This is a genomic window from Arthrobacter sp. NPDC056493 (assembly GCF_042795115.1).
Lineage (GTDB): Bacteria > Actinomycetota > Actinomycetes > Actinomycetales > Micrococcaceae > Arthrobacter.
Map to the genome: position 1 here is coordinate 21336 of NZ_JBHTSL010000058.1, position 14321 is coordinate 35656.

9 protein-coding genes and 1 pseudogene are annotated in these 14321 nt (G+C 65.9%); 4 read left to right on the top strand and 6 right to left on the bottom strand.

The window, feature by feature from the left end:
• Nucleotides 1-72: 72 nt before the first annotated feature.
• The 5 genes from ACFQ50_RS19485 to ACFQ50_RS19505 form a co-directional block, all read right to left on the bottom strand.
• Complete coding sequence (locus ACFQ50_RS19485; RefSeq protein WP_377997282.1) at nucleotides 73-501, bottom strand: OsmC family protein; 429 nt, start codon at nucleotides 499-501, stop codon at nucleotides 73-75.
• Between the two features lie 149 nt (nucleotides 502-650).
• Entirely contained in the window at nucleotides 651-1004 is a 354-nt protein-coding gene (locus ACFQ50_RS19490; protein WP_377997283.1) for a hypothetical protein, read from the bottom strand.
• A gap of 187 nt (nucleotides 1005-1191) precedes the next feature.
• The gene (gene sucB, locus ACFQ50_RS19495) at nucleotides 1192-2928 is read right to left on the bottom strand and encodes a 2-oxoglutarate dehydrogenase, E2 component, dihydrolipoamide succinyltransferase (RefSeq protein WP_377997284.1); all 1737 of its coding nucleotides are present in this window, start codon (nucleotides 2926-2928) and stop codon (nucleotides 1192-1194) included.
• Between the two features lie 117 nt (nucleotides 2929-3045).
• Nucleotides 3046-4428 (bottom strand): dihydrolipoyl dehydrogenase, encoded by a 1383-nt coding sequence (gene lpdA, locus ACFQ50_RS19500; RefSeq protein ID WP_377997285.1) that lies wholly within the window; start codon nucleotides 4426-4428, stop codon nucleotides 3046-3048.
• Nucleotides 4429-4669: 241 nt separating this feature from the next.
• A complete protein-coding gene (locus ACFQ50_RS19505; protein WP_377997286.1) occupies nucleotides 4670-6187 on the bottom strand; it encodes a leucyl aminopeptidase in 1518 nt (505 codons plus the stop codon).
• 262 nt (nucleotides 6188-6449) lie between these two features.
• Between ACFQ50_RS19505 and ACFQ50_RS19510 the strand changes: the two genes are divergently transcribed.
• From ACFQ50_RS19510 to ACFQ50_RS19525, 4 genes are all read left to right on the top strand, one after another.
• The gene (locus tag ACFQ50_RS19510; RefSeq protein WP_377997287.1) at nucleotides 6450-7388 is read left to right on the top strand and encodes a proteasome assembly chaperone family protein; all 939 of its coding nucleotides are present in this window, start codon (nucleotides 6450-6452) and stop codon (nucleotides 7386-7388) included.
• A gap of 93 nt (nucleotides 7389-7481) precedes the next feature.
• Nucleotides 7482-8822: a nitrate/nitrite transporter gene (locus ACFQ50_RS19515; protein ID WP_377997288.1), complete on the top strand. Its 1341-nt coding sequence runs from the start codon at nucleotides 7482-7484 to the stop codon at nucleotides 8820-8822.
• Nucleotides 8823-8963: 141 nt separating this feature from the next.
• Complete coding sequence (locus ACFQ50_RS19520) at nucleotides 8964-10289, top strand: DUF4192 domain-containing protein (RefSeq protein WP_377997289.1); 1326 nt, start codon at nucleotides 8964-8966, stop codon at nucleotides 10287-10289.
• Between the two features lie 315 nt (nucleotides 10290-10604).
• Nucleotides 10605-11879 carry an RNA polymerase sigma factor gene (locus ACFQ50_RS19525; RefSeq protein ID WP_377997290.1) on the top strand — a complete coding sequence of 425 codons (1275 nt, stop codon included), beginning with the start codon at nucleotides 10605-10607 and terminating at the stop codon, nucleotides 11877-11879.
• A gap of 356 nt (nucleotides 11880-12235) precedes the next feature.
• Here the strand turns inward: ACFQ50_RS19525 and ACFQ50_RS19530 are convergent.
• A pseudogene (locus ACFQ50_RS19530) lies at nucleotides 12236-14189 on the bottom strand (HNH endonuclease).
• Between the last annotated feature and the right edge of the window lie 132 nt (nucleotides 14190-14321).

Consider the following 14321-nt stretch of genomic DNA (forward strand, 5'->3'; position numbering starts at 1 on the left):
AAGGCCCTGTTCCCCTGGATTTCTCCGGGGGAACAGGGCCTTTTCTGATCCTAAAAGACCAGCGCCTTAGGTTCAGGAGGCCAGTGTGGCGTCCAGGGTGATCTCAATGCCGGTCAGCGCCTGGGATACCGGGCAGCCCTTCTTGGCGGATTCGGCGATGCGCTGGAAATCCTCTTCGGAGATGCCGGGAATGCGGGCGTTCAGGGTCAGGTGGCTGCCGGTAATGCCGGTGCCGGGCTGGAAGCCGACCTCTGCCTTGGTGTTGACTTCGTCCGGGGTGAAGCCGGCCTGGCTCAGCTCGTGGCTGAAGGCCATGGAGAAGCAGGCGGAGTGTGCCGCGGCGATGAGTTCTTCGGGACTGGACTTGCCGCCTGCCGCTTCGGTGCGGGCCTTCCAGGTGACGTCGAACGTGCCGAGGCCCGAGCTGTCCAGGGTCGTGTTGCCTGAGCCCTCTGTCAGGCTGCCGGTCCATACAGTGTGCGCGGTGCGTGTTGTAGCCATGTCACTCCTCAACGTTGATTCGATCCGGGGGCCGGCACCTGCCAAAGCCCCCGCCGCTACCAATCCTATGGATTCGGTGCGGCCGGTGCACGGGTTGTCCGCTGTCAGTGGATTATGACCGGACTGCGGGTTTTGTGGCCTGGTACCGGTTAGTTCCACAGGGTGGCGATGGCGATGTTGATCAGAGCCAGCCCGCCAACGCCGTGTGCGAGGCCGGTTGAGACGGGCTGCCCGTTCTTGACCTTGCGCGATCCAATGACGGCCAGGACTGCAACAACGACGGCGATGACGAACTTGATGCCCAGCTTGGCGTAGTTCGGGTGGGCGTCGGGCAGCAGCGGAAGGAGGCCCATCATGGCGATGCCCGTGAGCAACTGCAGGAAGGCTCCGTCGCGCTGGCGGGGGTGCACGGTGGGCTGCTTCATCGTGGCGATCCAGTAGCCCACGATCATGGCGGCTCCGACAACGTGCAGGAACACCAGAATGCTAAAGAGAATAGTCATGGCACCAGCTTAGCCAGTCTGTTCTACGTCCTGTAGCAAATCCACGCGTGAGCTCGGTTAACACTGTGCCGGCGGTGTTAACCGGACAGCGGAGCGCCTTAAATAACGACGGCGGTACGGGCTTCCGGTGGCAATCCACCGGTGCCCGCACCGCCGTCGTCGTTGGCTGCTGGTTACAGTCCCCGGCTTACAGTCCCAGGTCCGCTTCGAACGCGCCCTCTTCGAGGCGGGCCTTCAGCGTCTGCAGGAAGCGCCCGGCGTCCGCACCGTCCACCAGGCGGTGGTCGTAGGTGAGGGACAGGTACATCATGGAGCGGATGGCGATCGAGTCGTCACCGTTCTCGTCCTGGACCACGACGGGGCGCTTGACGATCGCACCGGTGCCCAGGATGCCGACCTGCGGCTGGTTGATGATCGGGGTGTCGAACAGCGCACCGACGGAACCGATGTTGGTGATGCTGAACGTACCGCCGGACAGCTCGTCCGGACCGATCTTGCCGTCGCGGGTACGGCCGGCGACGTCGGCGATCTTGCCGGCGAGGCCGGCAAGGTTGAGATTGCCGGCGTCGGAGATGACCGGAACCAGGAGCCCCTTGTCGGTGTCCACCGCAATCGCCAGGTGTTCGGCGTTGTGGTAGGTGATCTCCTGCTTGTCTTCGTCGTACGCAGCGTTGAGCTTCGGGTGCTGCTTGAGGGCCTCGGCCACGGCCTTGGCAATGAACGGCAGGAAGGTCAGCTTGACGCTGTTCTGGGCCTGGAACGAGTTCTTGGCCTTGAGGCGCAGCTTGGCGATCTTGGTCATGTCGACCTCGTGCACCTGCGTGAGCTGGGTGGAGACCTCGAGGGACTCGCGCATGCGGCGGGCGATGACCTGGCGGATCCGCGGAGCCTTCTGCACGGTGCCGCGCAGCGAGGAAGCAGCGGTCGACGGGGCTGCCGAAGAAGCGGCAGGGGCTGCCTGTGCTGCGGGAGCGGCCTTGGATTCAGCAGCGGCCAGGACGTCCTGCTTGCGGATGCGGCCGCCAACGCCGGTGCCGGAGACGGCGGCGATGTCCACGCCGTGCTGGTTGGCGAGCTTGCGCACCAGCGGAGTGACGTAGCCGGACTCGCCGCCTGCGGCGGGAGCAGCCTGCGGTGCCGGTGCGGCCTGGGGAGCGGGCGCTGCCTGCGGTGCCGGTGCAGCCTGGGGAGCGGGCGCGGGCGCCTCTTCCTTTGCCGGGGCAGCTGCCGGTGCCGGCTTTTCTGCAGCGGGAGCGGCGGGAGCCTCGGCGGGCTTCGCCGGAGCCGCGGCAGGGGCAGCGGCGCCGGAGCCGATGACGGCGAGGACGGAGCCAACCTCGGCGGTCTCGTCCTCGTTGACGCGGATTTCCTGCAGCGTACCTGCCACGGGGGACGGGATTTCGGTGTCTACCTTGTCGGTGGAAACCTCGAGCAGCGGCTCGTCAATTTCCACGGTGTCGCCAACAGCCTTGAGCCAGCGGGTGACGGTGCCTTCGGTGACGCTCTCGCCAAGGGCGGGCAGGGTGACCTCGTGGCCCTCGCCGGAGGATGCGGGTGCTGCTTCGGCGGCAGGTGCTTCCTGGGCCGGTGCCTCTTCAGCGGGAGCGGCAGGTGCCTCTTCGGCGGGTGCTGCCGGTGCTTCCTCGTCGGGCGCTGCTGCCGGTGCTTCGGCGGCGCCACTACCCGAGCCGTCACCGATGCGCACCAGCGGAGCGCCAACTTCAGCGGTCTCATCTTCGGCGACGAGGATTTCCTCGATGACGCCGGCGATCGGAGAGGGGATTTCGGTGTCTACTTTGTCGGTGGAAACCTCGAGCAGCGGTTCGTCCACCTCTACCCGGTCACCTACCTGCTTGAGCCAGCGGGTGACAGTTCCTTCGGTGACGCTCTCACCGAGGGCGGGCAAGTTAACGGATTCAGACATGTCGTCCCCGTTCTCCTTATTGATGTAAAAGTGCGGATGAATTGCTGCAGTGTTCGAGCCCGGTGCACCGTGCTGTTCGAGCCGGTGCACCGGGCCCTTGGTGTCTTGCGGAACGAATTAGCCGTGGAGGGGCTTTCCTGCCAGCGCCAGGTGCGCCTCGCCCAGGGATTCGTTCTGGGTCGGGTGGGCGTGGACCAGCTGGGCCACGTCCTCGGGGTAGGCTTCCCAGTTCACGATCAGCTGGGCTTCGCCGATCTGCTCTCCCATGCGGGCGCCGATCATGTGGACGCCGACGACGGGGCCCTCTTTCTGGCGGACCAGCTTGACGAGGCCGCTGGTGCCCAGGATGGAGCTCTTGCCGTTGCCGGCGAGGTTGTATTCCTGGGTTTCGACCTGGTCGTCGCCGAACTTGGCCTTGGCGGCCTTCTCGGTGTAGCCGACCGTCGCAATTTCCGGCTCGGAGTAGGTGACCTTGGGGATGTTGACATCTTCGACGATGACGGGCTTGAGGCCGGCGATTTCTTCGGCGACGAAGATGCCCTGCTGGTAGCCGCGGTGCGCCAGCTGCACGCCGGGGACGATGTCGCCGACCGCGTAGATGTTGCCGACGCCGGTGTGCAGGCGCTCGTTGGTGATGACAAAGCCGCGGTCGATGTTCAGGCCGGCCTCCTCGTAGCCGAGGTTGGCCGTGACGGGTCCGCGGCCCACGGCCACGAGCAGAAGGTCGGCTTCGAAGGTCTTGCCGTCGACGAGGGTGACCTTGACGCCGTCGTTGTTCTGCTCAACGCCCTGGAAGAAGACGCCGGTGGAGAACTTGATGCCGCGCTTCTTGAAGGCGCGCTCAAAGTTCTTGACGATGGTGGCGTCCTCGTTGGGGACGAGGGAGGGCAGGCCCTCAACGATCGTCACGTCAACGCCGAAGGACTTCCAGACAGAAGCGAATTCGACGCCGATCACGCCGCCGCCCAGGATGATGGCACTCTTGGGGATGTAGTCCATGGTGAGCGCTTCGTCTGAGGTGATGACCTTGCCGCCGATTTCCAGGCCCGGCAGCGTGCGGGAGTAGGAACCCGTGGCGAGGACGATGTTCTTGCCCTTGTACGCGGTGCCGTTCACGACGACGGTGTCGGTTCCCTGGAGCTTGCCCTCACCCTCGATGACGGTGATGCCCTTGGACTTGATGAGGCCCTGCAGGCCCTTGAACTTGCCGGCAATGATGCCGTCTTTGTAGGCGTTGACAGCGGTGATGTCGATGCTGTCGAGCGTCACGTTCACGCCATACTTGGCGGAGTCGCGGGCGTGGTCTGCCAGTTCGGCCGAGTGCAGCAGCGCCTTGGTGGGGATGCAGCCGTTGTGGAGGCAGGTACCGCCGAGCTTGCCCTTCTCCACGAGGCCAACGGTGAAGCCAAGCTGAACGGCCCGGAGAGCCGTGGCGTACCCGCCGCTGCCACCACCGAGTACCAGGATGTCGAATTCTTGCGCAGTTGCCTGATCGGCCACTTAGACGCTCCCTCGCGTGAACGATGACACGAGAGTACGCATCATCTGGTCTTGGAAATTGCTCTGCCGTGATTATGCCAGCAGGCCTTTTCCCTTTCATTTGTGACTACCGTGGTTCACCTTAGCGAACCACTTATCCATGCTCCACCTTGCCGGTCCTTTTGTGGAGCGCTTGTGTCGAGTGTCACGCGGCTGTGTGGCGAGCGGATCACGCCGCCACACAGCCGCGGGGCACAACGGCTCAGGCCAGGAGATCCTCGACGTAGGCAACCAGCGTGCGCACGGTGCAGCCCGTGCCCTGCTTCGGCGTGTAGCCGTAGGGTGCCCCGTTGTTGAAGGACGGCCCGGCAATGTCGATGTGCGCCCACGGGATGGTCTGGCCGTCCTTGTCCTTGCCCACGAACTCGCGCAGGAACACGGCCGCCGTCATCATGCCGCCGTGGCGCTCACCGATGTTGGCGATGTCCGCCACCTGGGAATCGAGGCTGGGCCGCAGTTCTTCAGGCAGGGGCATGGGCCACACAAGCTCGCCGGCCCGGTCAGCAGCCGCCTTCAGCGGGCCGGTCACACTGTCCGCGCCCATGATGCCGGCGGTCCGGTTGCCGAGCGCGATCAGCTGCGCACCGGTCAGGGTGGCAACGTCGATGATGGCGTCCGGGTACTCCTGGCTTGCGGCGACGATGCCGTCTGCCATGACCAGCCGGCCCTCGGCGTCGGTGTTCAGGACTTCCACTGTCTTCCCGCCGAACATGCTCAGCACATCGGCAGGACGCGAGGCCGCGCCGGATGGCATGTTCTCGGCGATGCACAGCCAGGCGGTCGCCTTGACAGGCAGCCCCAGGCCCGCGAGGGCCAGGACCGTATTAAGCACGACGGCGGCGCCCGCCATGTCGCTCTTCATATCGCCCATGCCGAGGGCCGGCTTAATGGAGATGCCACCGGTGTCGAAGGTGATGCCCTTGCCGACCAGCGCGATTTTTCGTGTGGCCTTGGCGGGGGAGTACTCCACCTTGACGAGGCGCGGCTGCCGGGCGGAACCCTTGCCGACACCCATGATGCCGCCGAAACCTTCCTTCTCCAGGCGCTTTTCGTCCCACACGGTGACCTTGACGGGCAGGCCCTTGGCCAGTTCCTTGGCGGCATCGGCGAACGACTCGGGGTAGAGGTGGCTCGGGGGCTGGTTCACGAGCGAGCGGGTGGCGTTGACGGCCTTGCCCAGCAGACGGGCACGGTCGAGTGCGGCGTTCAGGTCCTTGTCGCCGGCGAGTTCGGTAAAGATCGCGACGTCCGCCACGGGATCCTTGAGGCCGTCCCTGCTGGACCGGAATTCGGTGAAGGAGTACGCGCCCAGCGCGGCACCCTCGGCGATGGCGGCAACATCGGCGACATTCGCCGTCGGGAACGCCAGCGTGACAGAGGACAGGCCGGCAAGCTGGCGTACAGCGGAGCCGGCCGCGCGGCGCAGCGCCTCCCCGGAGACCCTTCCGCCGGCGTCGATCTTGCCCACGCCGGCCAGCACGAGGATTCCCGAGCCCGTCTCCGGAAGCCCGGGAAGGCGGACCGCCTGGTCCGGGGCGCCGGTGATGCCGAGAACCTTCAGCGAGTCGGTCAGGGCCTCAACAGATTTCGCGGTCAGCGGGTTTTCCAGCAGGAACGGGCCGTCCGGGCCCTGTCCGACGCCGATGACCACCGCGTCACTTGCCGCCTTCTTCAGGTCCCTTGCAATGGCACTAAGGTTGATTTCAGTATTCTTGACCACGAGGATCGGTCCTCAATTCTCTGTGATTGTTCGGGCAGGGAGCGCAGCAAGGCGCCCACTCGCGGGTGTCGGCCGCCGTCCATGCAGGGCAGCGGCGCCAACTTCCAAGGAAGCCAATTCCGATCGTAGTCTCTCGTTCCGCAACAGCGGGGGAGCGCCGGGGATCCGGGCCGGTTGAGAGGCTCGCCACAACGCCCCGAGGAATGACGCCGCTGTTCCGGGCGTTATGAAGAATAACCCCCGACCACGAAAGGAACTCGCCGTGTTTGAAAGGATCTCCGGCTCGCTGCTGGACCCCGACGCGCTCTATGCCAAGAACATTGGGCTGTTCCATAACCCTGAGCTCCGCGGGCTGAACCTGGTGATGGGCTTTACCGGCTTCGCCGACGCCGGCCACGTGGTCCGGCAGATCACCGACGAGCTGCTGGACACACTCGACTCTGAACGTGTGGCCGTGTTCGACGCCGACCAGCTGATGGACTACCGGTCCCGGCGTCCGCATGTGACCTTTGTTGAGGACCATCTGCAGGACTACCAGCCGCCCACCCTGGCCCTCTACAGGCTGGTTGACGGGCTGGGCAAGCCTTTCCTGTTCCTCGCCGGCTTCGAGCCGGACCTGCAGTGGGAACGCTTCGCGCGTGCCGTGGTGCAGATCGTGGAGGCTCTGGATGTCAACCTGGTGACCTGGATCCACTCGATTCCCATGCCCGTGCCCCACACACGTCCGGTCGGGGTGACCGTGCACGGTAACCGGCCCGAGCTCATCGAGGGCATCTCCTCCTGGAAGCCGACCGTGGAGGTGCCGGCCGCCGTCGGGCATGTCCTGGAACTTCGCCTGAGCGGCGCCGGCCGCAACGTTGCCGGCTACGTGATCCACGTGCCGCACTACCTCGCCGAGGCGGAGTACCCCCCGGCCGCCGTGGCTGGACTGGAGTACCTGGGCGCGGCCACCTCGCTGATGCTGCCGACAGACCGGCTGCGCGAGTCCGGCCGTGAAGTCGGCCGGCAGATTGCCGAGCAGATCGAGGCCTCCGAGGAAGTCCAGCAGGTGGTGGCCCGGCTGGAGGCCCGCTATGACGAAAAAGCCGAGGGCACGGTGCGCCGGTCCCTGCTCGCCAATGAGAACGACGAACTGCCCGACGGCGACGCGCTGGGCGCCGCTGTGGAGGCCTACCTGGCGCGGGAGAACCCCGCGCCGTAAGCCCCGTCACTGGGCGGCATAAGACTCGTCACTTGAAGGCAAAAAGCGGGCAAAATAAATAGTATTTTTGTTCCGCCCGGGGATAATAAAAAGGTGACTGCACCCCGCGCCTGGCTCATTTGGTCCATCGGTATCTTTTCGTACCTTGTGGCTGTGACCCAGCGTACGTCGTTCGGTGTGGTGGGCCTGGAGGCGACCGAGAGGTTTCACGCCAGCGCCTCGGCCATCTCGTTCTTCACCGTGCTGCAGCTGCTGGTGTACGCCGGCCTTCAGATTCCGGTGGGTGTGCTGGTGGACAGGTTCGGCTCCCGGGCCATGATCGCCGGGGGCGCCCTGCTGATGGGCCTGGGCCAGCTGCAGCTTGCATATGCAGACAGCGTGCCGGCCGGTGTGCTGGGACGCGTGCTCGTGGGTGCCGGCGACGCCATGACCTTCATCTCCGTCATCCGGCTGATTCCGCTGTGGTTCGAGCCCGCCAGGGTTCCGCTGCTGACCCAGCTGACCGGCATGTCCGGGCAGCTCGGCCAATTGCTGAGCGTGGTGCCGTTTGCCTTCATCCTGCACACCGCGGGCTGGACCCCGGCGTTCCTTGCGCTGGCGGGATTCTCCGGAGTCGCCGTCGTGCTGGTGGTCCTGATGCTGCAGGACGTGCCGCCCGGCACGCCCAGGCAGGAGGCTGCCAAGGGGCTGCGCGCCACCGGCGTGTCCCTGTCCCGTGCGTGGAAGCAGCCGGGGACCCGGCTGGGGATGTGGAGCCACTTCACCATCCAGTTCAGCGGGACGGTGTTCGCCATGACCTGGGGCTACCCGTTCCTGATTTCGGCGCAGGGCCTTAACGCCGGCACCGTCGCCTCGCTCATGTCCCTCTACGTGGCCGGTGCCATCGGGGCAGGCCCGCTGATCGGGCGTTTCGTTTCGCGGCACCCCCTCCGGCGTTCCACCATGGTCCTCCTCCTCGTCGCCGCCACGGCAGCGGCCTGGGCGGCCGTGCTGCTCTATCCCGGCCGCTCGCCGCTGTGGCTGCTGGCCGTTCTCATCGTGGTGCTGGCCATCGGCGGCCCGGGCTCCATGATCGGCTTCGACTTCGCCCGTACCTTCAACCCGGCCCACCGGATCGGGACCGCTACCGGCATCGTCAACGTCGGCGGCTTCTTCGCAGCGCTCATGGCCATCTACCTGATCGGCGCCGTGCTGGACATCCTCAACTCCACGGGCTTTTCCCGCGGGGAACTCTATGGCCTCGAGCCCTTCCGCATCGCGCTGTGCGTGCACTTCCTGCTCCTCGGCGTCGGGTCCGTCGCCATGCTGGTGGTCCGCCGCAAGGTCCGCCGTCAGATGGCCGCGCAGGGCGTGGTAGTGCCGCCACTGCTGCAGGCAATGGCCCAGCAGCGCAGGCAACGGATTGCCCGCCGCAAGACACTGTCCCGCGACTAGGCTTTTCCCCGCTGACGGCGCCTCCTCGGCAGACGGTGCCGGCTGACTGCCCGCGGGGCACTGCTCCTCAACAGACCCCCGTTGTCCACATGCACAATCTGCCGGTCGCGCCGGCAATAACCGCCGTCGGAAGCTGTTTCCATGACAGCACCGGAGCATCTCACCATCAGCGGACCCGAGGACATTCTTGGCTATATCCCGCACAGCCTGGGCTATTGGCCGTCGGAGAGCCTCGTGGCCATGACCATGCAGGGCAAACGCCTCGGAGCGACGCTTCGCGTCGACCTCCCGGCGGGCGGAGGCCGCCGCAGCCGGGAGGCGTTCGCCAGGACAGTGGCGGAGTACTTGCTGGCTGACAAAGACGCTGATGGCACGCTGCTGGTCTTTTTTGCCGACGGCGGCTTCGACGATGACGGCAGGGAAGGTGGGGCGGCGTCGTCTCTTCGGCCGCTGCTCGCCGATCTGGAATGTGCCCTCGGGCTGGCGGGCATGCCTGTGCGGGACGCATGGCGGGTGGGCGCAGAGTACTGGCGCAACGTCTACTGCACCGACAGCGGTTGCTGCCCGCTGCCGGGCCGCCCCGTGACCGAGATCCGGGACAGCCGGCTCAACGCCGAGATGGTGTATCTGGGCAGCAGCGTCGGCGCGCCGCCCGGTGCGGCGTCGCCCGGCAATGCAGATACGCCGGCAGCGGACGACGCCGACGTCATGGCAGCCGAACGCCGGTGGGATATGGCCCTGGCCGGGAAGAGAACTCATCGGGCCCAGTTCGACGCGGTTCTCGACGCCTGGGCAGCTGCGTTGCAGACTGTTTCGCCTGATGCCATTCCGGAGGGAGCCGTTCCGCTTGATTCCGGTCCACTTGCAACTGGCGAGGGCGGCGGTCTCGAACCGGAACTCGCCGGGTTTCTGCGCGCATCGCTGCGTGTGCCGGCGTGGCGCGACGCAGTACTGGTCATGGCTGCCGCCGGGCGCGCCGCGGCGGCAGCCGGCGCCGAAGCCTTCGGGATCTTCTCTGCCGGGACAGGACAGGCCGTGTCGTGCCCGCCGCTGCCGGAGGTGCGGCTGTCTCCGCTCCTTCCTGAACAGTCCGACGACAGCGTCGGCGACGCCGCCGCTTCCGGCTGCGGCCCGGATGCCCTGCCCGGATACGGCGAAGTCCTGCTGGGCCTGAGCCCACGGGTGCCGGACTGGGACACGCTGAAACGCTTGGAGCGCCTGATGCATGATCTGTCGTCGTGCGGCGGGGGCGAGGCGCAGGCTGCGGCGCTCACAGCGACCGGCTGGATCGAATGGTGCCGGGGGAGAGGTTCCTTCGCGGACGCATCGTTGACGCGGGCGCTGGAAGCCAGTCCTGGTTACCGGCTGGCCGAGCTGCTGTCCGAGGTTGTCCGGCGCGGAACACTCTGCGGCTGGGCAGGACGCCGCGAGGCCGCGTGGCAGAAGTTCGGATCGGACGCTGCCTAGATCAGCTGCTAGATCAGCTGCCTCGATCAGCTGCCTCGATCAGGGCCGCCGGCGCCGACATGACCCGCCGCCGGGGCGTCTTACGGTCCGGTCGGCCCCTGGCGCGGAAAATCATGAGACAATGGAGGCCGAGACCCGGTTGGGTCCGTGAATCAATGCTTGCAGTGATCCCGAACGGGAACATTGCGGCCGTCCCGGCAGTTCTACTTAGTGGCCCTGTCGGTCGGTTGCATCTGATGTCAATCACGGACTTGACAGGGTCATAGTGGTGTTGCCCGAAGGTGACTCCACAGACCGCCGCTAGAAAGGTTTTCTGTGACCCCGTCTTCCGCGAAGAAGGAACCCGCCGCCCTGGCCGTTGACACTGCCGAGGAGAAGCCGGCGGCATCCAGCGCCAAGCGTGCAACCACCCGTGCCGCTGGGAAGCCCGAGCCCAAGAAGCGCGGACCCAAGCCCGGAGCCAAGGCTGCAGCCGAAGCTGCCGGAAGCCGCTCAACCAATGACGATGCCGAGCTGGAGTCCGAGGAGGACCTGGACGACGCCCAGCCCGACACCGCTGATCTGGTCGATGAACCCGACGAGGCCGGCAAGGAAGCCGCAGCGCCTACCGGTTCGGGATTCGTCTACTCTGACGCCGACGACGACGATGCACCTGTCCAGCAGGTCATGTCAGCTGGCGCCACCGCCGACCCCGTCAAGGACTACCTGAAGCAGATCGGTAAGGTAGCCCTCCTCAACGCCGAACAGGAAGTTGACCTGGCGCTCCGCATCGAGGCCGGCCTGTTCGCCGAAGAAAAGATCGCCGCCGATGACGGCTCGATGGACCCGAAGTACAAGCGCGAACTTGAGTTCATCATCCACGACGGCAAGCGCGCCAAGAACCACCTCCTCGAGGCCAACCTCCGCCTTGTCGTCTCGCTTGCCAAGCGCTACACCGGTCGCGGCATGCTGTTCCTGGACCTCATCCAGGAAGGCAACCTCGGCCTCATCCGTGCTGTCGAGAAGTTCGACTACACCAAGGGCTTCAAGTTCTCCACCTACGCCACTTGGTGGATCCGCCAGGCCATTACCCGTGCCATGGCGGACCAGGCCCGCACCATCCGTATCCCGGTGCACATGGTGGAAGTCATCAACAAGCTGGCCCGTGTCCAGCGCCAGATGCTGCAGGACCTGGGCCGCGAACCTACGCCCGAAGAGCTGGCGCTCGAGCTGGACATGACCCCCGAGAAGGTCGTCGAAGTCCAGAAGTACGGCCGCGAGCCCATTTCGCTGCACACACCGCTTGGCGAGGACGGCGACTCCGAGTTCGGTGACCTCATCGAGGACTCCGAAGCTGTCGTTCCGGCCGATGCTGTGAGCTTCACCCTGCTGCAGGAACAGCTGCACTCCGTGCTGGACACGCTGTCCGAGCGCGAAGCCGGCGTTGTTGCCATGCGGTTCGGCCTCACGGATGGCCAGCCGAAGACTTTAGACGAAATCGGCAAGGTCTACGGCGTTACCCGTGAGCGCATCCGTCAGATCGAATCCAAGACCATGTCCAAGCTCCGCCACCCGTCCCGGTCGCAGGTGCTGCGCGACTACCTGGACTAGGCAACACTGGACTAGGCATCACCGGGCCAGTAATTCCTGGACTGGGAAACACGAACAAGGGCCAGGCCTTTCGCCGGAAACCGGCGGCAGGCCTGGCCTTTGTCATGCCCGCGACTCACGGTGTAGGCGCGCGTGGCCGGAGACGCTGTGGCCATGCCTGCAGGCTTGCGCCGGCGGGTCGTTTTTCGGGCAGCAGTCCGCAACATTGGTTGAGGTACCCAGCCCCCAAGGTACCCAACCCCCAAGGTGCCTAGTCCCTAAGGTGCCCAGTCCTTAAAGTGCCCCGCCACAGGTCACCCGACTCGGGCTACTTACCCGGCCGTTCCGGATAGAGGGTTTCAAGGACCGCGGGAACCTCAGTGACCGATTCCACCCCGGCCGGTTCCCAAGAGGCCGTCTCCCAGTAAGCCGTTTCTGGGCAGGCTGGCTTCACTCAGCCGGGTTCCGGGCGAACTGGCTCCGGAGAGTGGCATTCCTGGCAGTGGCGTTCCTGGTAGTGGGGGTGCGGTGGAGTGGTGTGTGGCCGGTTGGGGTGGTGATTTCGATGGTGTGTCGTGGTCCGGGTCTGGGTTTTGCGTTCCAGCCGGGGTGTTCTTTGGTGTGGTTGCAGGCTTCGCAGAGTCCGGCGCCGTTGGCGAGGGATGTTGGGCCGTTGTTGTGCCAGGGGATGATGTGGTCGTGGTGGCGGATGGGTGCGTCGCAGTAGGGTGTGCGGCAGGTGTTGTCGCGGATTTGGATGAAGCGGCGCAGTGGTGGCGGGAAGAGCCGGCGCCGTGAGTCCATGGCCACGAGGTCGCCGGTGTCCGGTGCGGTGTAGAGCCGGCGGAGCCAGATCTTCAGTTCTTGCACGGCGTCCTGCTGGCCTGCGTCCTTGTGGCCGGTGCCTGGGCCGGAAATGTTCGAGCCTCCGGCGGCTGAACGGCCAGCTGCGGTCTGGAGATGATCCGGCGGGCCGGAATCGTGGCGCCCGGGCAAGCTCTGGCCCGGAGCCCTACCCTGTCCTGCTCCTTGTCCTTCTCCCTGTTCGTCCTGCTGTGCGAGGAGCTCCCGGGCCCAGGGTGCGGGGACTGTGCCGTAGCCTTCGAGGCGTGCTGGTTCGCTGTCGCCTTGGAGGAGGGTGCGGTCGGTCATGACGAGGCTGATGTCGATGCCGGTGATGCCGCCGGGGGTGCCGGTGCTCCATTCGACGAGGGTGTCGGCCTTGATCTGTCCCAGGCTGCGGGGGTCCCCGGCGGCTTTGAGGGTGTCGGCGTGCCTGGTCAGGGCCGCATAGACCGCGACGCCCTGATGGGCGGGCAGCAACGCTGTCAGGTAGGTCATGCAGTCCGGGGCTGGGCGCAGGCTCACGGACCGCTCCGATGCGGCGTGGCTGGCGCGCTGCGTGACGGAGCGGGAGTCCCTGCGGATGGCGGCGGCCTTGACAGCGGCGATGACGGTCCGGGTTCCGGCGCCGTTGAACGTCCCCGTATCCGCAGCGAGCTCCTCGTCGACCGCGATCCGGTCCTCGACATTCAAACATGCTGTCTCTTTCACCATATGCATGGCGCGTTCTTCGTTCAGCTGACCTGTGTCCAGGGCGGCCAGGCTGTGCGGCATCTCGGTCACCAGGGCCTTGGCCATGCCGAGCAGCCGGCCGCCGCGGTGCGGGGACTCGCCCCGGGCCAGTGCGATCTGTTCGGCCGCGCCCATGGTCTGTTCTTTGGGGCGTGGCTTGCCCAGGTCCTCGGCCGAGAGTGGGTTGTGGCTGGCCTGCCCCGGATCAGCCAGCGCGGCGTTGCCGGCAATGGCCAGCGCCCCGGGTGCGGCTTGTTCCTCGCGGTGCCTGACCTCGAAAGTGACGGCAAGCCGGGCCTGCTGACCAGTGGCCCAGCGTTTGAATTTTTCCAGCGCCTTGGTCTGGTCGATCAGGCCGGGGCCGTCGGCGGTGAGGTCGGCCTTCAGAATGGCAGTTGCCGCTGTGAGCCTGGCGTCGAGACTCAGCCGAGGTGTATCAGCGACGGAGGGCGCACCGCCGGCGAACACCGCGTCGTAAAACAGTGCCTCGGGAAACGGGTCCTCCGGAAAAGACTCCGGATACACGGCGTCGAGGCCATCGTCGGAGGGAGCCCCGTCCTCCAGGAACCCGTCAGCCCGGAATCCGTCGTCCGCGAACTCATCGAACGGAAGAGTCTCGTCAGAGAACCAACCGGCGGGAATCGCGTCAAAAAGAAAAACTGCATCCGGAAGCAAGGCCTGGGGAACAGCGGCAGCGTACAGGTCGCCGCCGTGCGGCGCCGCTCCTGTCAGTGCTGAATTCCCGAAGCCTTCCATGAACACAGTCTGCCAACAGGCACTGACATTAAAGGGCCCCATCGGACGCCCGAGGCGGGTGGATCCAAAAAAGTTTTTTGGATCCACCCGAGGACGAAAAACTGCGTCGCAGATCAGGGCGTTCCCAGCGGT